General features: G+C 57.0%; 18 protein-coding genes. 3 read left to right on the forward strand and 15 right to left on the reverse strand.

From position 1 onward, the window contains the following. The first annotated feature begins 51 nt into the window (after window positions 1–51). From ACRZ9X_RS08325 to ACRZ9X_RS08335, 3 genes are all read left to right on the forward strand, one after another. Window positions 52–357: a chorismate mutase gene (locus tag ACRZ9X_RS08325; protein WP_480517688.1), complete on the forward strand. Its 306-nt coding sequence runs from the start codon at window positions 52–54 to the stop codon at window positions 355–357. A 52-nt stretch (window positions 358–409) separates the two neighbouring features. Further along, window positions 410–1,300 (forward strand): bifunctional methylenetetrahydrofolate dehydrogenase/methenyltetrahydrofolate cyclohydrolase FolD, encoded by an 891-nt coding sequence (folD, locus tag ACRZ9X_RS08330; RefSeq protein ID WP_480517690.1) that lies wholly within the window; start codon window positions 410–412, stop codon window positions 1,298–1,300. Between the two features lie 204 nt (window positions 1,301–1,504). Then, window positions 1,505–2,242: a LytTR family DNA-binding domain-containing protein gene (locus ACRZ9X_RS08335; protein ID WP_480517692.1), complete on the forward strand. Its 738-nt coding sequence runs from the start codon at window positions 1,505–1,507 to the stop codon at window positions 2,240–2,242. A 4-nt stretch (window positions 2,243–2,246) separates the two neighbouring features. On the opposite strand, the gene pdeM is transcribed toward ACRZ9X_RS08335, so the two are convergent. From pdeM to ACRZ9X_RS08410, 15 genes are all read right to left on the reverse strand, one after another. Beyond that, entirely contained in the window at window positions 2,247–2,909 is a 663-nt protein-coding gene (pdeM, locus tag ACRZ9X_RS08340; RefSeq protein WP_480517694.1) for a ligase-associated DNA damage response endonuclease PdeM, read from the reverse strand. Between the two features lie 41 nt (window positions 2,910–2,950). After that, complete coding sequence (locus ACRZ9X_RS08345; RefSeq protein ID WP_480517696.1) at window positions 2,951–5,362, reverse strand: ligase-associated DNA damage response DEXH box helicase; 2,412 nt, start codon at window positions 5,360–5,362, stop codon at window positions 2,951–2,953. A gap of 38 nt (window positions 5,363–5,400) precedes the next feature. Further along, on the reverse strand, window positions 5,401–6,708 hold the full coding sequence (locus ACRZ9X_RS08350) for an ATPase (RefSeq protein WP_480517698.1): 1,308 nt from the start codon (window positions 6,706–6,708) through the stop codon (window positions 5,401–5,403). Window positions 6,709–6,825: 117 nt separating this feature from the next. Then, a complete protein-coding gene (locus ACRZ9X_RS08355) occupies window positions 6,826–7,371 on the reverse strand; it encodes a prepilin peptidase (protein WP_480517700.1) in 546 nt (181 codons plus the stop codon). Window positions 7,372–7,374: 3 nt separating this feature from the next. Next, the gene (locus ACRZ9X_RS08360; RefSeq protein ID WP_480517702.1) at window positions 7,375–8,226 is read right to left on the reverse strand and encodes a tetratricopeptide repeat protein; all 852 of its coding nucleotides are present in this window, start codon (window positions 8,224–8,226) and stop codon (window positions 7,375–7,377) included. Between the two features lie 30 nt (window positions 8,227–8,256). Next, window positions 8,257–8,781 carry a tetratricopeptide repeat protein gene (locus tag ACRZ9X_RS08365; protein WP_480517995.1) on the reverse strand — a complete coding sequence of 175 codons (525 nt, stop codon included), beginning with the start codon at window positions 8,779–8,781 and terminating at the stop codon, window positions 8,257–8,259. Window positions 8,782–8,842: 61 nt separating this feature from the next. Then, window positions 8,843–9,841, reverse strand: coding sequence for a type II secretion system F family protein (locus tag ACRZ9X_RS08370; protein ID WP_480517704.1), 999 nt, complete (start codon window positions 9,839–9,841; stop codon window positions 8,843–8,845). Between the two features lie 10 nt (window positions 9,842–9,851). Continuing rightward, a complete protein-coding gene (locus ACRZ9X_RS08375; RefSeq protein ID WP_480517706.1) occupies window positions 9,852–10,820 on the reverse strand; it encodes a type II secretion system F family protein in 969 nt (322 codons plus the stop codon). An 11-nt stretch (window positions 10,821–10,831) separates the two neighbouring features. Then, a complete protein-coding gene (locus ACRZ9X_RS08380) occupies window positions 10,832–12,277 on the reverse strand; it encodes a TadA family conjugal transfer-associated ATPase (protein ID WP_480517708.1) in 1,446 nt (481 codons plus the stop codon). Window positions 12,278–12,294: 17 nt separating this feature from the next. Further along, window positions 12,295–13,527, reverse strand: a complete 1,233-nt coding sequence (locus tag ACRZ9X_RS08385; protein WP_480517710.1) for a CpaE/TadZ family protein — start codon at window positions 13,525–13,527, stop codon at window positions 12,295–12,297. Between the two features lie 208 nt (window positions 13,528–13,735). Further along, window positions 13,736–14,356, reverse strand: coding sequence for an OmpA family protein (locus ACRZ9X_RS08390; RefSeq protein ID WP_480517712.1), 621 nt, complete (start codon window positions 14,354–14,356; stop codon window positions 13,736–13,738). 17 nt (window positions 14,357–14,373) lie between these two features. Continuing rightward, window positions 14,374–15,780, reverse strand: coding sequence for a type II and III secretion system protein family protein (locus tag ACRZ9X_RS08395; protein ID WP_480517714.1), 1,407 nt, complete (start codon window positions 15,778–15,780; stop codon window positions 14,374–14,376). A 196-nt stretch (window positions 15,781–15,976) separates the two neighbouring features. After that, window positions 15,977–16,858 carry a Flp pilus assembly protein CpaB gene (cpaB, locus tag ACRZ9X_RS08400; RefSeq protein ID WP_480517715.1) on the reverse strand — a complete coding sequence of 294 codons (882 nt, stop codon included), beginning with the start codon at window positions 16,856–16,858 and terminating at the stop codon, window positions 15,977–15,979. 176 nt (window positions 16,859–17,034) lie between these two features. Then, window positions 17,035–17,229 carry a hypothetical protein gene (locus ACRZ9X_RS08405; RefSeq protein WP_480517717.1) on the reverse strand — a complete coding sequence of 65 codons (195 nt, stop codon included), beginning with the start codon at window positions 17,227–17,229 and terminating at the stop codon, window positions 17,035–17,037. 84 nt (window positions 17,230–17,313) lie between these two features. After that, window positions 17,314–17,508 carry a hypothetical protein gene (locus ACRZ9X_RS08410; protein ID WP_480517719.1) on the reverse strand — a complete coding sequence of 65 codons (195 nt, stop codon included), beginning with the start codon at window positions 17,506–17,508 and terminating at the stop codon, window positions 17,314–17,316. Window positions 17,509–17,686 lie beyond the last annotated feature (178 nt).

Consider the following 17,686-nt stretch of genomic DNA (forward strand, 5'->3'; position numbering starts at 1 on the left):
AATAAGACATCTCGTGGTCCGGGGAGTGCCCCGGGCCACGAGGAGAACACGATGCCCACTCTGACACAGCCGCAAGACTGTCATTCGATGCAGGAATTGCGGGTTCAGATCGACAAGCTGGATCGCCAACTGGTCGAAATGCTGGTGACGCGTGCGGGATATATCGACCGTGCGGCGCAGTTGAAACCGGCAGAAGGGTTGCCGGCGCGCATTCCGGCCCGGGTTGAAGAGGTGGTGCAGAAGGTGTGTGCCAGCGCTGACGAGATGGGCCTTGATGCGGCTTTGGCCGAGAGCCTTTGGCACATATTGATTGACTGGTCGATCGCGCGCGAAGAGCGTGTGATCGGAGCCGACTGAATGATACGGGCGCAGGCGCGCCCGATTGAGTTTTGAAAGAAGGGATCGAAGGATGGCAGCCCAAATCATCGATGGAAAGGCCTTTGCGGCGAAAGTACGCGCTCAGGTCGCCGATCAGGTGGCGAAGCTGAAAGAAGAAAACGGCATCACGCCCGGTCTGGCAGTGGTTCTGGTGGGTGAAGACCCGGCCAGCCAGGTCTATGTCCGCTCAAAAGGCAAGCAGACTGTCGAAGTCGGCATGAACTCGTACGAGCACAAGCTGGATGCGGACACGTCCGAAGAAGACCTGCTGGCGCTGATCGACAAGCTGAACAATGATCCGGCTGTGCATGGCATTCTGGTGCAACTGCCGCTGCCCAAACATCTGAACGAAGATCTGGTGATCAACTCGATTGATCCGGCCAAGGACGTTGACGGGTTCCATATTTCGAACGTGGGTCTGCTGGGTACAGGTCAGAAATCAATGGTGCCGTGCACGCCGTTGGGCTGCCTGATGATGCTGCGCGACCATCACGGCTCGCTGTCGGGTATGGATGCGGTTGTGATTGGCCGGTCGAACATTGTCGGCAAGCCAATGGCGCAACTGCTGCTGGGCGACAGCTGCACCGTGACCATTGCACATTCGCGCACCAAGGACCTGCCCGAGGTTGTACGCCGTGCCGATATCGTCGTGGCCGCCGTGGGCCGCCCCGAGATGGTGCCGGGCGACTGGATCAAGGAAGGCGCGACCGTCATCGACGTGGGCATCAACCGGATTGAACGCGACGGCAAGAACAAGCTGGTCGGTGACGTGGATTTTGCCAGCGCGTCCGAGCGGGCCGGTGCCATCACACCGGTTCCGGGCGGTGTTGGTCCGATGACCATCGCGTGCCTGCTGGCCAATACCGTCACAGCCTGCTGCCGGGCGAATGGTCTGCCCGAGCCTGAGGGGCTGACAGCCTGACATCTTAGGAGCGAGGCGCGCATTGCTCGGCGTGGCTCGCTCCAACATGTTCTTTTGCAAAGATTAAAACCAGATTAATTCGCACATTAACGACTTTGCCTTTTTGGCAACCAGTGGTAAGCCCTTCACTCCAATAGGTTCGGTCGCTGATCCTTTGCGACCCAGATGTGTTGGCAGTGCTCTGGGAGGGGCGCAGTTTCTGGTATGACGTTTGAATTGAAGCCGATTCTGGCGATGTGCAGCCCTCAAAGGGTGATCGCGGGCCTGGTTTTTATACCGCTGCTGGCATATTCCTTTGCACCGTTCAGGGATATGGACCTGTCCTTTGCCTTGCGGCTGGTCTTTTGGACTGGCGTGATGGCCTTGGCCCTTGGGGCGAGTTGGGCCGCAACTTCGTTGGTGCGCACCCATATTCCCGACATCAGCCGAGTTTATCGCGATGTGTTGTTTGCCCTGCTCATCCTGTCGCTTTTTGCGCCGTCTTTGTGGCTTCTGACCTGGATAATCTTTACGGTCGGTGGGCAGGATGCGCCCGGGTTACTGTCCGTCACTCCCTATGGTCTGATGTTTGCCACGGGGCTGATGCTGGTCAGAGGCAAAGACCCTGAGGGCGTCACACCGAACACCCCGCCACCACGCTTGGTCCGCCGATTACATGCGTCGTTTCAGGGCCAGATCTATCGCCTCAGCGTCCGGGATCACTATGTGGATGTTGTCACGTCTCAGGGAACTTATACGATCCGTCTGCGTTTCACCGACGCGATCCACGAGATGGAACCGGTACAGGGCCATTGCACCCATCGTTCACACTGGGTGGTGGATGCGGCCATCGCGGGGGTCGAAAGGGAGCAGGGCAAAACCTGGCTTCGCCTGTGCAACAATGAGCGTGTTCCGGTCAGCCGCAAATACAAACCTGTGCTCGAGGCCGCAGGCATCATCTGACCACCTATCGCGGCATGGGCACCATCCTTGGGTGATCCCCGGTCAGAATGGCCCGAGCGTTATTTGCCATAAGTCCGGCCAAAGCCGTGTCTGAACTGCGCAACCCACCGGTATAGGTGCCGTAGGCCGGCAGGATCAGACGGGTGTCGTCCAGCAGGAACGCAGGACGAGAAATGGACCGGCCTCTTACCCCAAGCCGCACCTTGGGATGGTAATGCCCGGAAATCTCGCGCGCGGCGTCGGGCTGGGCGATGTGGCGAAAGACAATGGTGTTTTGGTTCCATTCAGCAAGATGGCTGCCACCCAACTCGACCGGGCCGGGATCGTGGTTGCCTTCGATCCAAATCCAACGACGCCCGGCCTGCAGAGTTGCAATCTGCAATTGCTCCGATGTATCCAGCGTGGTCGCGGCCCTCAGATCGTCAAAACTGTCGCCCAGGCAGATCACCACATTCGCGCGGGTTTGCGCCAGATCCGATGTCAGGCGGGCAAGCGTTTCGCGTGTGTCATAAGGGGGCAGGGTCGGGCCACCCCGGCGGGCGAGGCGTTCGGATTTGCCCAAATGCAGGTCCGAAACACAGAACACGCCCTGGGCTGGCCACCACAAGGCCCCCGATCCGAGGGCCATCAGGGTTTGATCCGCAAAAGTAAATTCAACTGCGTTCATGATCTGTTCTTGACGTGGAATTGCGCGGTGATCAAGCGATATCACCCGGTTTCCAGTCCAGCTGCTTGCAAAAGACGCGTACTTTCTTCGGCCAGCAATCGTTCCTCGGCCTCGCCCTTGACCGGAATTTTACCGACCTCCAGAAACAAAGGTGCAGAAAGGGGCGAGACCCGATCCAGGCGCAGAAGGTCGATCCGGTCTCCGATCCGGTCCAGCATGGCTTCGATCCGGCCGAAATCAACCAGCCCGCGCATGGCCTCTTCGCGGGTGATCTGCATCAGCAGATGATCAGGGTCGTATTTCAGCAATGTGTCGTACAGAATATCTGACGAGAACGTCGCCTGCCGCCCGCTTTTGCGCTGACCGCCCGTATTTCGTTCGATCAGACCCGCAATGGTGGCCGAAGCGCGAAATGTCCGTTTCATGACCGCGTTCCCGGCCAGCCATGTTTCCAGCCCATCGCGCAACGCGTCCCGTTCAAACAGCGGCCGGGGATCGGTGACCGCATCAAGTCCCCAGATCAGCGTGGCATAGTCGGTGGCGACAAAGCCCAAGGGGGCCAGGCCCATATCTTCCATCCGCTTGGTCAGCAACAGGCCCAAAGTCTGCTGGGCGTTGCGCCCGGCAAACCCATAGACACACAGGTTTTCGCGCCCCTCATTGGGAAAACTCTCGATCAGCAACCGATCCCGTTGCGGCAGGCGCGAGATCTCGCGTTGCAGGGCCAGCCACTCGGCCGTGTGCGACGGCAGCTGAGGCCATTTCGTCTGATTCAGCATGCGCAAAATCCGGTCGCTCAATTGAGTGGATGTGGCGAATTTGGTGCCCCCAAAAACTGCGACCTTTGGCTTTTTATCCGCGCGTCGGCTAACCTCGACCACCATTTCGCGCAGGCCCTCGTAGCGCACGATCTGACCTCCGATCAGAAATGTATCGCCCGGGGTCAGCGAGGCTGCAAACGCCTCTTCCACCTCTCCCAACGGCTTGCCCCCACGATTGCGCCTCAGGCGGACTTTCAGGGTGTTCGTGTCCTGTATCGTGCCCAGATTCATCCGGATCCGCTGGGCCGCGCGCGGGTCGCGCAGCTGCCACAATCCGTCCGAGCGTTGTTGCAGGCGCTGCCAGCGGTCATAGGCCTTCAGCGCGTAGCCTCCGGTTGCACAAAACTCAAGACAGGCATCGAAAGCGGCCCGTTCCAGATGAGCATAAGGCCCGGCCGAGGTCATCTCCCGGTACAATGTGCTGGCATCAAACGGACCGCTGGCCGCCGCGATCAGGATATGCTGACACAATACATCCCGAGGCCCCGCTCCGCGGGGTTCACCGTCAAGATCATGCGCCCGAGCCGCTTCAAGCGCCGCGACGCACTCGACAACTTCGAACCTGTTAGCGGGCACCAGCAAGGCTTTGGACGGGGCATTATATCGGTGGTTGGCCCGCCCGATCCGCTGAACCAGCCGTTTGACGTTTTTCGGGGCGCCGATCTGGATCACCAGATCGACGTCACCCCAGTCAATCCCCAGATCGAGGCTGCCGGTGCACACAATCGCCCGCAGATCTCCGCGAACCATTGCAGCCTCGACCCGTTCGCGCTGTTGCCGGTCCAGACTGCCATGATGGATACCGATGGGTAGACCGTCGTCATTGGCGAGCCAAAGGTTATGAAAGAAAATCTCGGCCTGCGCGCGGGTGTTGTGGAAAATCAGTGTTGTCTTGTGTTGCCTGATTTGTTCAAGAACGGCTGGAATGGCATAGGCGGCCCCACCGCCCGACCAAGGCGGCATTTCGTTTGTCTGCAGCATCGCGATATCGGGATCGGGCCCGGGATCGGCCTGAATAATGTGACAAGGATCGGGATGGCGGGCCAGAAAACGCGCAATTCCCTGGGGGTCTTCGACCGTGGCCGACAGGCCGACGCGGCGCAGACCGGGGCAGAGTGTCTGTACGCGTGCCAGCGCCAGCATCAGTTGATCGCCGCGCTTGCTTTCAGACAGCGCATGTATCTCATCCACGATGATACGCTGCACCCCGGCAAACATCCGGGGCGCGTCTTCGTATGAGGTAAGCAGAGCCAGGCTTTCCGGCGTAGTCAGCAGGATATGCGGCGGGTCCACGCGTTGCCGTTTCTTCTGCGTGGCCGATGTGTCGCCGGTGCGGTCCTCAATCCGGATAGGCAGGCCAATGTCCTCAACCGGCCCGCGCAGATTGCGCCGGATGTCCGCCGCCAACGCCTTGAGCGGCGAGACATAGATGCTGTGCAGGCCCGGATGTGTTCCGCCGGCCAGTTCGGCCAGAGATGGCAGGAACCCGGCCATGGTTTTCCCACCGCCTGTGGGCGCGATCAGCAGAGTTGCCGGATCAGAGGCCCGGTCGAACATCTCTTGCTGATGTGGGTGGATTGACCAGCCTTTGGCAGTGAACCAATCGGTGATCGGGGCGGGAATCTGCGTCATGGTCACAGATTACCCGCCGGGGATCAGAATGGCAGGGGCTAGTGAATGATCTTCTCTTCCTTGACGAACATGTTGGCCCATGCACGGTCGATCAGATCGGGGTTCATCTGATAAGGGATGCCTTCGAACTCGCAGATCGAGATCATCTGGTCGATCAGGAAGATTGGCTGATAGTTCGCATAGACATTGTTGATTGTCGGATATTTGACCTTCAGCAGATGCACCAACGCGGCCTCGTCCAGTGGCATTCCGCGCTTGCGGGCAACCATCGCAAAGATTTTAAGGAAATTTTCCTGATTGGGGCCATCGATCTTGATCTTGAAAAAGATACGACGCAGGGCCGCTTGGTCAAAGATTTCGTTCGGGTGGAAGTTGGTCGAGAAGATGACCAACGTGTCAAAAGGCACTTCGAACTTTTCACCCGATTGCAGGCCCAGAATATCCTTGCTTTCCTCCAGCGGAACGATCCAGCGGTTGATCAGGGCCTGAGGCGGTTCGGCCTGACGGCCAAGGTCGTCCACGATGAAGATGCCGCCAGTGGATTTTAACTGCAGCGGGGCCTGATAGGTCCGCGCGGTTGGGTTATAAACAAGGTCCAACATATTGAGCGAAAGTTCGCCACCCGTCACAACGGTGGGCCGTTCACATTGCACGTATCGCGTGTCGAACCGCTTGCGGCGGCGCAGGCTGTTGGGATCATCAGCCTCCTGCTCGATCGCGGTATGCACGATCGGGTCATATACAGTGATAACCTGACCGGAATACTCGATGGCGCGCGGAACATAGACATTGTCACCCAGCGCATCGCGAATCCCGTTCGAGATCGAAGATTTACCGTTGCCCGGCGGGCCATACATCAGGATCGACCGGCCCGCACTGACCGCAGGGCCCAGATGATCCAGCAGGCTGTCGGGCAAAACCAGATGGCCCATGGCCCCGGTCAGCTGATCGCGCGTGACTTGGATATTGCGGATGGACTGCCGCTTGACCTGTTCGCGATACACATCAAGCGGTACCGGCATGGCACCGAAATATTCCGACTGGCTGAGCGCGTCCAGCGCGCGGGCCTTGCCGGCGTCCGTGAGTTGATAGCCCATTTCGTTGCCACTGTTTGCATTCAGCGTACCCGTCGCCTCCAGCAACTTCTGTTCGCGTGCAATGTCGATCAGCTCCTGAGTGACCGCGCCCGGCAGACAAATCGCTTCTGCAACTTCCGAGACTGTATCAACGTTCTTGCGAAAGATGGTTTTCAACAGAATGTCCCGCATCATCACCAGCGGGAGTTGCATTTCAGCCAGGCCCTTCGGGGCGGGGGGGGCCATCACGGCAGTCGTCTGCATATTCATGTGCGGGACTCGTCCATCAAATTATCACGCCAACAACCCAATACAGGGTTTGTTGTAAAAAATTTGACGTGGCTTTGTGGCAGTACCAAGGCACAGGCAAGGCGTGGTGATGATTGTTTACGATCCGTGAATTGCGCCCAAAATCAAATAGATGCTCAGGCTGCCTGCAAGGGCCAGACCCATTGGGAATTGTTTGCCCCGATCCCAGCTTTCCCAATGCGGTGCCATACGGCGCAGAGGGCTGCGTTTGGCAAGACGATGCGCCGTCACGGCCCCCAGCGTTGTGGCGGTAAGGATCACCAGAACCAACATCAGGTCAGGCACCCAGACGAACGCGGCAGCGGCGGCACAGAATTTCGCGTCCCCAGCCCCCATCAGCCCGGCAGCGTTGGCCAGAATCCCGAGGATCAGAACCACAGCCACGTGAAAAATCTGCCAGGCATAAACCGGAAGCGAAACAGAGAGCGGGCCGATATGCCCCGAAATCCAATCACCAGCCCATGGTGGCAGGACGATTAGCCCGATACCGATGAAGACGACGAACAAGGCCACGACAGCGTGGTTTTTGATCCGCATGTCACGCATATCTGTGAAGGCGACGTAAAAACAGATGGGCAGCACGAAGGGCAAGAACCACGCCGCCGCCACCGCAGGGATCGCCATGGATCAGGTTTCCTCGAGCGCGCGCAGCGAACGGACAGCTTCGTCAAAATGCTGCGGGTGGGTCGCAATCGCCTCGCGGAACAGATTTTTGGCCGTCGTGAGGTCGCCCTGCTTCACCGCCGAGATGCCCATGGTGTTAAGCAACTGTGCACGTTCGACCTGTGACATGGGTACGACCGGCAATCCGTAGTTGCCTTGTGCGCTGCGGGCCAGAACCAGATTGTTCTTTGCGGTAAACAGGGAATTGTCCTGACGAATGGCCTCGGTAAACAGCCGTTCGGCACCGGAATAGTCACCACGGGTTAGCTTGGAATAGCCCCAGTTGTTCATCACACCGGCAGGCCGCGTGGTCAGCCCGATAGCGGTTTCATAGAAATGATCGGCGCGTTTCCAGTCTTTGTTGGAATCCGCGACCACAGCTTCCAGCCGGTAGCGTTTGAAGGTTTCAAAGGTCGGCGGGATCTTGTCCAATGTTGTCTTGGCGGCGTCCCAGTTGCCGCTGCGTACCTGAGCGTCCGCCAGTTCGACCCGATCCGCATCGGTGGCACCTTTCATGCCCACGACACGTTTCCAGGCCCCACCGGCTTCGGTATATCGCTGCGCACGGGTCAGGCTGATGGCGAGGCCGCGCTGAATATCGATCCGTTCGGGGTTTTTGACCGCGGTATTCTGGAAATAGGTGACGGCCTCGTTCGGATCGGCTGCGTTCAGCATCACGTCATTCAGGTTGGTCTCGTCAATGACGTTGACCTCCTGAAAAGTACGCTCAACCTTTTCATCTTCGGTTTCTTTTGCGCAGGCGGTCAGAACCAGCCCACATACAACGATGGACGGAATCACGAAAGAATGGCGCATTTTTGCGTCCTTTTACTGCTCTTGCCTCTGTTACTGGATTTTGCGCAGAACGAATTCTCCGTCGCCGCGTTGTTCCAGCTCAAATTCTTGTTCTTGCGGAGTATTATTAACAGGATTTTCCATTTTTGCGAGTGCTAACCGCAGATTGTCCCGGATTGCGTCACTTTCGCCATTGTCCAGCGCATAGGCCCGACGGAAGACCTGCGATGCCTCGGCGTACTGGCCGGTTTCCATCAGAAAAACCCCCAGATTATTCCAGCCAACGGGCCAGTCGGGATCATCTTCGACAGCGCGGCGCAGCAGAGGTTCAGCCTGACCAACGCGCTGTAATCCCAGATTGGCGGTGCCCATGGATGTCAGGATTTGTGGTGTTAAACCCTGGTCCAGAGCGGCGCGGGTAAAAGATTTCAGCGCCAGTTCATATTCCCCAGCGGCCATCAGGCGGTTGCCGATCGTGATTTCATCCGCAGCGGCGCCGTCAGGGTCCACACCGGGCGCGAAGGGATCAACGGAAGGGGTGCTTTCAGTGCAAGATACCACCATGGCGATAACCATGGTGGTTTGAAGCATCTTGCGAAACCATGCAAAGGCTGCGCCTGGATATTTTTTCATTCGGTTATCCGCCGACACCTGGTCCTGAGCCGCTGCCGAACTCCATGATGCCTTTGGCCGATGGACCAACCAGGATAAGCAGTAGCGGCGGCACTGTCAGCATCATAGTGGCAAGGGTCATTTTCGTTGGCAACTTGTTTGCCGCCTCTTCCGCGCGCATCACACGTTTGTCACGCATTTCGTCCGCATAAACTCTCAGCGCTTCGGCAATCGATGTACCGAAAGTTGCCGACTGGATCATCACAGTCACAAATGCGCTGACGTCCTGAACACCGCAACGGGTCGCAAAGTCACGCAGAACCGTGTCTTTTTCCTTGCCGGCCTTCATCTCATGCGCCACAACTTCAAATTCAAGCGCGATATCGGGGTATGAAGCCTTCATTTCGCCAGAAACGCGCACAATCGCCTGATCCAGGGATTGACCAGCTTCCACACAGACGAGCATCAGATCGAGCGTGTCCGGGAACCCGCTGACAATCGCTTCCTTACGCTCTTCAACGCGACGGGTGATCCAGTATTTCGGCAAGAAATATCCGGCAGCGCCCGGCGTGAAGACGCGCAGCAGAATCTGTGTCTGATCGAACTCTTGATCACCGGCCAGCACTGTTACCAGCAGAACACCGATCAACAGACCGACGATGCCAAGTGCAAACTGGGAAAAGTGAAAGAACCGCACCGCGTCCTTGGACTGATATCCGGCTTGACGCAATTTGAGTTGAACGGCCGAATACTCTTCCTGGTTCTTGGGCTCAAGGAAGTTCGCGAATTTCTCAAGTTGCTGATTGCCCCCCGCCTGCCGCAGGCGTTCCTGTTTGTTGTTCTTCTTCGCCTTGGGCGGGGCAGTGCTGCGCTGAAGCTTTTTCAGCGGGTCCTCGCGCTGATTGAGCATCAGCGGGATGGTGATCAGGATCATGAGGACCCCAAGCACACCCACCACGATAAGCGGGCCAAATTCACCAAGATGCTGTTTGAGCAGGTCGTTGATTTGATTCAAGAATTCCATACCGCAGCCCTCAGACCTTGATGTTCGTAAGAATGCGCATGACGATTAGGTTCAAAGTCAGCATGATGCCGACAAAGAAGCATGCGGGGATGAAGTAGGGGTGGTCCAGAACCGAGTCGTAGTAGTTGGGATCCTTGACCAGAATGAAGACCAGACACGCCAGCGGGAAACCCGACAGGAACTTGCCAGACCACTTTGCCTCGGCCGTGATTGCGTTGACACGCCGGAACAGACGAAAACGGGCCCGGATCACTTTGGCCAGTCCGGCTAGAATTTCGGCCAGGTTACCACCGGATTGTTGCTGGATCGAAACGGCCACGGCCAGAAAGCGTAAATCCTGCATGCCCAGTCGCTCGGCCATATCCTTGAGAGCCTCGCCAACATCGCGGCCATAAGCTGCCTCATCCGAGATAATGCCAAATTCGGTGGCAAGCGGGTCTTCGACTTCGGAAGCCACGATCTGAACGGATGACACGAACGGGTTGCCGACGCGCAATGATCGAACCATCAATTCGACTGCGTCCGGCAATTGTTCTTCAAGCATGCTCATCCGTTTACTCGCCTTGCGGCTGACCCAAGTGTAAACCGCGCCGACACCAATGACGACCGAAATGGCTGCGCGCAGCACAGGCTCTGTCGCGGTTCCGATGCTGAGGCCCAGGAAGGCGAGACCGGCGAGCAACACCATTACTAGAATCAATTGCTTAGGGGAAAACGCAATCGCCGCTTTCTGAGCCTTGTCCGCCAATAGGGAATAAAGCGGAATGCTCTGAGACTTCATGTGCTGCTGCATTTCCTTGCGCAGCTGTTCCAGAACTTCTTCGCGGCCAACCCCTTTGTCGATCATATCCAAACGCCGGTTGACGCGGCTGTTCAGGCTGATGGATTTTCCAAAAGCGACCAGATAAATACCTTCGACCAGGAGGACGACTCCGACGAAGATCACGACATAGATGAGTGCCTCCATAGGCAATTGCATTGTTCAGTCTCCTACATCGTGGTGGGGTCGTAAATGGACGCGGGCAGATCAAAGCCCCAAAGGCGGAAGCGTTCGGAAAAGTGGCTGCGTACGCCGGTCGCGGTGAAGTGGCCGATGATCTTGTTATCCGGCGTCAGTCCAACACGCTGAAACTTAAAGATTTCCTGCATCGAGATCACATCGCCTTCCATCCCGGTGATCTCGGTGATCGAGGTCATGCGGCGTGAACCATCCTGCAGACGGCTGGCCTGCACGATGAGGTTCACAGCGCTTGAGACCTGACTGCGGACCGCTTTGATCGGCATTTCGATCCCGGCCATCGCGATCATGTTTTCCAGACGCGAGATCCCGTCACGGGCCGAGTTGGCGTGGATCGTCGTCATCGAGCCGTCGTGGCCAGTGTTCATGGCCTGCAGCATGTCGATCACCTCGGCGCCACGCGTCTCACCCACGATGATGCGGTCAGGGCGCATACGCAGGGCGTTTTTCAGACAGTCGCGCGGGCTGACTTCGCCTTTGCCTTCGACGTTGGGCGGGCGGCTTTCCATCCGGCCCACATGGGTCTGTTGCAGCTGAAGTTCCGCGGTATCCTCGATGGTCAGGATGCGTTCGGCATCGTCGATAAAGCTGGACAGGGCGTTCAGCGTGGTCGTCTTACCCGAACCTGTACCGCCCGAGACGATGATGTTCAGACGGGTCGACACAGCGGCTTGCAGATAGGCGGCCATTTCCTCGGTGAACGCGCCGAAATTGACCAGATCGTCAATGCCCAGCTTGTCTTTTTTGAACTTACGAATGGAAACCAGCGAGCCATCAACGGCAATCGGTGGAACCATGGCGTTGAAACGGGAGCCATCGGCAAGACGGGCGTCAACATAAGGGTTGGATTCATCAACGCGACGACCCACGGCGGACACGATCTTGTCGATGATCCGCATCAGGTGCTTTTCATCCTTGAAGGTGATGTCGCTGAGTTCCAGCTTACCCGCGCGTTCCACAAAGATCTGTTGCGGCCCGTTCACCAGAATATCGTTGACCGAATCGTCCTGCAGCAAGGTTTCCAATGGCCCAAGACCGGTGACCTCGTCATACAGTTCTTTATTGAGCTGTGTGCGGTCTTCTCGGTTCAGGACGATATTGCGTGCTTCCAGCACTTCGCTGGCGATCGCGCTGATTTCCGTCCGCAATTCGGATTCAGCGGCATTTTCCAGAGCGCCAAGGTTCAGGTTTTCAAGAAGCTCGCGGTGAAGCTCGACCTTGATCTCTCCCAGACGCTCTTTGCGCTTGCGCTCTTTGTCGCTGACCGTCACTTCGGCAGATTTTTTCTTCGGGATGGGTTTGCGCGCAACTGCGCTCCCATTTGAACTTGCCGCCGGAGCAGCTGCCGGAGCTTCAGCGGTGGGGGCTTGGGTCTCAACCGGCTGTGCGGCTGGCTGTTTCTTGTATCTTGAAAACACCGCGGCTCTCCTTCGGGTTATGCTGCTTCAGCGTCGCTGCTGCCAAGGCTGTGCAACGACTGTGCAAGTTTTGCGATTTCGCGGCGCAGCGGGTTCTTGGCGGCGGAATTGGCCAGCGGCAGACCGTGATCGCCGCTTTGCATGACGGGTTTGCCACCGTCCGGCAGCAACAGGTCGATGGAAATGCCCAGGCTTTCACCCATCCGCTTGACCCGACCCTTGCCGCTGAGATCGGTGAATTTCGGCGCGCGATTCATGGCAAAACGCAGCTTGTTGAACGGAAGTTCCTCGGCCTGAAGGGCTCGCTTCATGCGCAGGGCATTCTGGGCCGAGCGCATGTCCAGTTCGATCATGGCAAAGTAGACATGAGCGGCCTGCAACACGGTTTCGGACCAATGAACCAGTGTTTTGGGCATGTCCACAATCACATAGTCGAAATGCCGACGGGCCGTATCGATGACACGTTGCACGTCTTCCTGCGTGATGATGTCCAATGGCACCATATCGGAAGGGGCGGTTAAAACCTGCAATTTGTCTTCAAATGTCTGCAATGCCTGTCCAAAGGACTCTTCGTCCATCGAGTCGGTGTCCGACAGCATCTCAAAGACGGATTCGTGGCGGGGCAAGTCCAGATAGGTCGATACCGTTCCATATTGGAGGTCCAGATCAATCAGACAGACTTTTGGATTCTCCTTGGCCGACACATTTGCCAGCTCCCAGGCCAGATTTACCGCCAGCGTTGTCGCGCCGACGCCGCCAGCAAGACCGTGTACCACAAACAGGGCGCCTTCCTTCGAATCGCCCGCCGTCAGTGGCACCGCCGCCTGCGCCACCGCAACCGGGTCGGGCGCATTCATACGCGCGATGGCTTCGCTCAATTCGTTTTCCGGAAGCGGGTAGGGGACAAACTCATCCGCCCCCTTGCGCAAGAGCTGGTGAAGCGAGGCCGGAGAGACGTCTTCGGCAATCAGAACGACCTTGATGCCCTTTTCCTTGGCCTGAGTGATGATTTCCCCCATCAGCGTCAGGTTGTCTTCGTCTTCACCGTCCAGTGCAAGTGCCACAAATTGCAGTGATTCTGCCTCGGGCTGGCTGAAAAAAGCCAAAGCTTCGGCAAATCCCAGGTCGCCCCATCGTTCGCCAAGTTCGGCTTCCATATCTTCGATCAACAGGTCGAAGTTCTGGACGTCCCGGCTGATGGTGCAGGCCAGAATGGCTGAATTTTCGTCTTGCGGCGTCGCGCTCGTCATTAACACAATCCTCGTCGTGAGGGCTGAGCAAACCGTATGAACGCTGAAGGGTCAGTTCTGGTATGCTGTCGCCCGATGCGGTCAAACTTGGCCGCAGGTCACCCAATTGTTGTCAAGGTCGCTTGGAAGTTGGGCGAGAATTGGGCGCAAAAGAACCAATTGTTGGGAATTGGGCGACGATGCCGCCCAATCACATTTTATTGTAGAGTTATTCGGACTCGCCCGAGTCCTCGCTCTGGATATAGCTTTCCCGGGTCGCGCTCTCGACATATTCGCGATAGATGACCTCGGCGTATTTTCCATCCAGCAGCAGGGGATGGTTGTCGACAAAGCCTGAAACCTCGGTCACCGTGCGGCGATTGCGGCGGTCTCTGTTTGGCGTATCGATCAGAGGCTGGCTTTTGCCGAACGAGGCGACAGCTTCCAGACGATTTCGCGCGATGCCTTGCCGCGTCAGGAACGCGACCGCCGCATTTGCACGGCGCTGGCCCAGGCTGTTGTTATAGGCCGCCGATCCCACGGCATCCGTGTGTCCGTAGACACGGAACCGCGCTTCGGGGAACTGTTTGATCCAGTTGGCCTGCTGCACCAGTATGCGTTGGGCGGTGGCATCCAGTTTCGCACTGTCGAAAGCGAAGTTGATCTGGGTTGGCACTTCGGCTGCGAATCGCTGCCCAAGAATCTGCCCGTATGTCAGCTTGCCAGTCGCAACTTGGATATTGTTGAAGTTGGCGTTGCCGAATGTACCCTGGTCGATTTCGTAACCTGCCTCACGTGTACAGGCGGCGACAGCAACCGACAGACCCAGTGTTAAGATCCACTTTTGCATTGGTCTTATCCTTTCAATCAATCCAGGACGTAGCCATAAGAGCTGCCAAAGTCTTGTTTGGCGATCTCCGAGGCTGCACCGTTTCCTGCGCGTTCGGTCCGGGCAACACGGCCGTTGACGAACAGATCAAACTCGCTGGGCGGTTTGACGCGATCTGTGGGCAAAGCGAATGCTTCGCCGCGGGTCGGCGACACAAGATGTGCCGTGACAATGATGACCAGTTCGGATTGCTCACGCTGATATTCCGCACTTCTGAACAAAGCCCCAAGGACAGGGACGTCGCCCAGCCAGGGAATTTGGTTGCTCAGGTCCGTGAAGTCATCCTGAATCAGGCCTGCGATGGCAAAGCTTTCTCCATCCCGCAATTCAACGGTCGTTTTCGACGCACGTACGATAAAGCTGGGGACCGAGTCGCCCTGAATGGTAAAGCTGGACGTCGGGTCGATGCTCGATACGGACGCGCCCATCTCAAGGTTGATCAAGTCACCGTCTGTGACGCGTGGCGTGAACAACAGTTCAACACCGAATGCACGGTATTCAATCGCGATCGCGCCATCGTCCTGCGGAACCGGAATCGGTACTTCGCCACCTGCCAGGAATTCTGCTTCCTGTCCGGACAAAGCCGAAAGGTTCGGTTCAGCCAGACTGCGCGCAAGACCTTTTGATTCAAGCGCTTCCAGCAACAAGCGAACCTGCGTCGAACCCGCGCCGAAGCCAAACAGGACCGCGCCCGTATTGGTCTGGGCAAATGGAATATTGTTGGCCAAAGCGTTGCTCAGCGCACCTTGGTTGTTCAAGGTGTTGATACCCGCAGTGACATCCGTTCCTCCGATCCCCAGCGATGCCGAGAGATTCTTGGCAACCGAGCGGTTCATTTCCGCAAAACGCACTTTCAGCATGACCTGCTGTACGCCACCAACGCTCATCAGGTTCGAAACCCGTTCAGGCGCATAGCGTTCTGCAAGCTCCAGCGCGCGCGCCAGGCGGGCACTGCTGGATACTGTGCCGGATAGAACGATACCGTCATTTGCGGTCCGAACTTCGATGGTTTCGTTCGGAAGAATCTGACGAAGACGCTCTTTAAACTCGGTCACATCCGGTGCGACGCGAACCCGAACGTTGGTCAGCAGATTACCTGCGCCGTCGAACAAGGTCAGAGTCGTCATGCCCGGCGCGCGGCCAAGGACATAGATCGTGCGATCCGACAAGGTTGAGATGTCTGCAATGCCGGCATTGGCAATGCTGATGTCGGCGAACGGCTGTTCGCTTTCCACCACAATTGCGCGGTTAACGGGAACGTCCAGTGTTTCCACTGTCCCTTTTTTAACCACGCGAAGATCTTGAGCCCAGGCGGCATCGCCGACAGGACCAAAAGTAAGCGCCAGCCCCATCAGGGCCGCGCCAATCCAGGAACGTAATTTCATGTGACCTGCCTCTCCGATCACCACTCGATTTTTATTGGGTCTAATGCCCTATGTCTCGAAACCCTGCGTCAATTCCGGATTTATTGCAATAATCAATGGTTTCTGGAATTTTCCTTATGTGGATATTCCGCAACAACCACAAAGAAGGGGCCACACAAGATGTGCGGCCCCGATCTGTTAACAGTCTGAATAGGCGTCAGTTTGTGCAGGGAATCTCGGTCATGACAATTTCGCCGCCACGCCGTGTTTTGATGGTGCAAACCTTCTTTTCGGCCACAACGGGAACCGGAGCCGCTTCTTTGATTCCCAGCAATTTACGCTGATCAATTTCGATTGCGCTTGCGATGGTGTCGTCCTGAACCCCGACCAACGCCAGAGACAAGCGACCCGTGTTCTGAGCCTGAGCCAGAGCCGCAACCTGTTCCGGGGTGACGGCTACTGTCACGGTGCGGGCGATGGTTGCACCGGTCAGATCGGATCCCGCCGTCTGGTCAACAGCAACAAGCTCGATACTGGTTTGAATCAGGCGCGTAATCTCGCCGTTGGCACCTTCGATTGCGCCGCGCAACGATCCGGTCCAATAGACATCCACATTATCACCGGGGCGCAGAAAGCCGGAAACGCCGGATGCCACATCAACACTGATTGTGAATGCGCGCATACCTTTTTCCAGGCGCGAGGTTAAGCCAGCCGCTTCACCGGGGCGGGTTACCTTAACCTCCATCAAAGCTTCGTCTATTTCCATTGCGCGTAACACGAACCGTTCGTTGTCGCCGGTTTCCGGGAACAGAACCGCCATGTCGACAAAACTGCCCTCTGGAATCGCGTCTTCGGGCCATTGTACGACCCGTACGTCTTCCTTGGTCAGTTTTTCCCCGTATCGCAAAGCACGTGTCGAGACGAGCACGCCAACGGTCGGAACCACCTCGGTCTGCGCGTTGGCCTGCGCTTGTTCGCGCAACAGACGCTCCTGTTCCAGCTTTGCCTGATTCTCGGCGATGAATTCGCGAGCCAGATAAACTGCACCAGCAGCCAACGCGACCCCTATGATCAGGACCAGTCCAAATACTGCACGCATTCGCGTCCCCTTTATTCTTAGTTGTTCATTTCAGCTTGCACGCACAGCGCAAACCTAACTCATCGAATCTGTTAGCGGCGAATTGTGTCGAAAAGGGGGACAATCCTGAGATTTTTAGCAGGCTCCGCATGTTGCCTGGGGTTTTTCACCCGCCAACCCCAGAATACGCGCTAACCCTAGCGGATGACCAAAGTCCCCACATCCGCATCTGCAAGTGCTTTGCCGGTTTGCGCGTCAATATTTTGGACAGGACCGGAAAGGTATGAAAAGGCCAGCGCGCCGAGGCCGACGATTGCGGCGGTCAAAACGACCCAATCGGCAGTGATGGCGCCGGACTCATCCTTCAAAAAACGCTGATATTTAGTAAACATATCGGACCATCAAGTTGGTGTTAAAAATAAGGGGCTATGCCTTAAAGAAGGCACAGCCCCAATTCTTTTTACGTAACTGCTAGATTAGCGCAGTACGATGGTGCCGACGTTGGCGCCTTTCAGTGCCGATTCAACGTCGCCCGCCAGATCGCTGGCGCCGGCTTTAACCTGGCCGTATGCAATGGCTGCCAGAGCAACAACAGCTGCGGTCAGAACGACCCAGTCTACAGTTACGGCGCCGTCTTCGTCTTTGCGGAAGTTCTTGATGAACTTGATCATGGTACGTCCCTCCTAAAGGATCAAAAAGTAAATTAACCTCGGCGTCTTCCAGAGCTTTCTCTCTCAGTCCGCTCCCGTTCGTCTCGGTATGGGAATAGTTTTGCCCCTTGTGCGTGGCAGGAATTGGGCCAAACACCGGTTTTTTTTCTCAAACCTTAACTTTTTCGCAAAAAATTAC

Source organism: Ruegeria sp. AL1 (assembly GCF_056540905.1).

Coding starts and splice junctions, on each gene's coding strand:
- ACRZ9X_RS08325 (WP_480517688.1), top strand. CDS start 52: ATGCCCACTCTGACACAGCCGCAAGACTGTCATTCGATGCAGGAATTG.
- folD (WP_480517690.1), top strand. CDS start 410: ATGGCAGCCCAAATCATCGATGGAAAGGCCTTTGCGGCGAAAGTACGC.
- ACRZ9X_RS08335 (WP_480517692.1), top strand. CDS start 1,505: ATGACGTTTGAATTGAAGCCGATTCTGGCGATGTGCAGCCCTCAAAGG.
- pdeM (WP_480517694.1), bottom strand. CDS start 2,909: ATGAACGCAGTTGAATTTACTTTTGCGGATCAAACCCTGATGGCCCTC.
- ACRZ9X_RS08345 (WP_480517696.1), bottom strand. CDS start 5,362: ATGACGCAGATTCCCGCCCCGATCACCGATTGGTTCACTGCCAAAGGC.
- ACRZ9X_RS08350 (WP_480517698.1), bottom strand. CDS start 6,708: ATGAATATGCAGACGACTGCCGTGATGGCCCCCCCCGCCCCGAAGGGC.
- ACRZ9X_RS08355 (WP_480517700.1), bottom strand. CDS start 7,371: ATGGCGATCCCTGCGGTGGCGGCGGCGTGGTTCTTGCCCTTCGTGCTG.
- ACRZ9X_RS08360 (WP_480517702.1), bottom strand. CDS start 8,226: ATGCGCCATTCTTTCGTGATTCCGTCCATCGTTGTATGTGGGCTGGTT.
- ACRZ9X_RS08365 (WP_480517995.1), bottom strand. CDS start 8,781: ATGGTTATCGCCATGGTGGTATCTTGCACTGAAAGCACCCCTTCCGTT.
- ACRZ9X_RS08370 (WP_480517704.1), bottom strand. CDS start 9,841: ATGGAATTCTTGAATCAAATCAACGACCTGCTCAAACAGCATCTTGGT.
- ACRZ9X_RS08375 (WP_480517706.1), bottom strand. CDS start 10,820: ATGCAATTGCCTATGGAGGCACTCATCTATGTCGTGATCTTCGTCGGA.
- ACRZ9X_RS08385 (WP_480517710.1), bottom strand. CDS start 13,527: ATGACGAGCGCGACGCCGCAAGACGAAAATTCAGCCATTCTGGCCTGC.
- ACRZ9X_RS08390 (WP_480517712.1), bottom strand. CDS start 14,356: ATGCAAAAGTGGATCTTAACACTGGGTCTGTCGGTTGCTGTCGCCGCC.
- ACRZ9X_RS08395 (WP_480517714.1), bottom strand. CDS start 15,780: ATGAAATTACGTTCCTGGATTGGCGCGGCCCTGATGGGGCTGGCGCTT.
- cpaB (WP_480517715.1), bottom strand. CDS start 16,858: ATGCGTGCAGTATTTGGACTGGTCCTGATCATAGGGGTCGCGTTGGCT.
- ACRZ9X_RS08405 (WP_480517717.1), bottom strand. CDS start 17,229: ATGTTTACTAAATATCAGCGTTTTTTGAAGGATGAGTCCGGCGCCATC.
- ACRZ9X_RS08410 (WP_480517719.1), bottom strand. CDS start 17,508: ATGATCAAGTTCATCAAGAACTTCCGCAAAGACGAAGACGGCGCCGTA.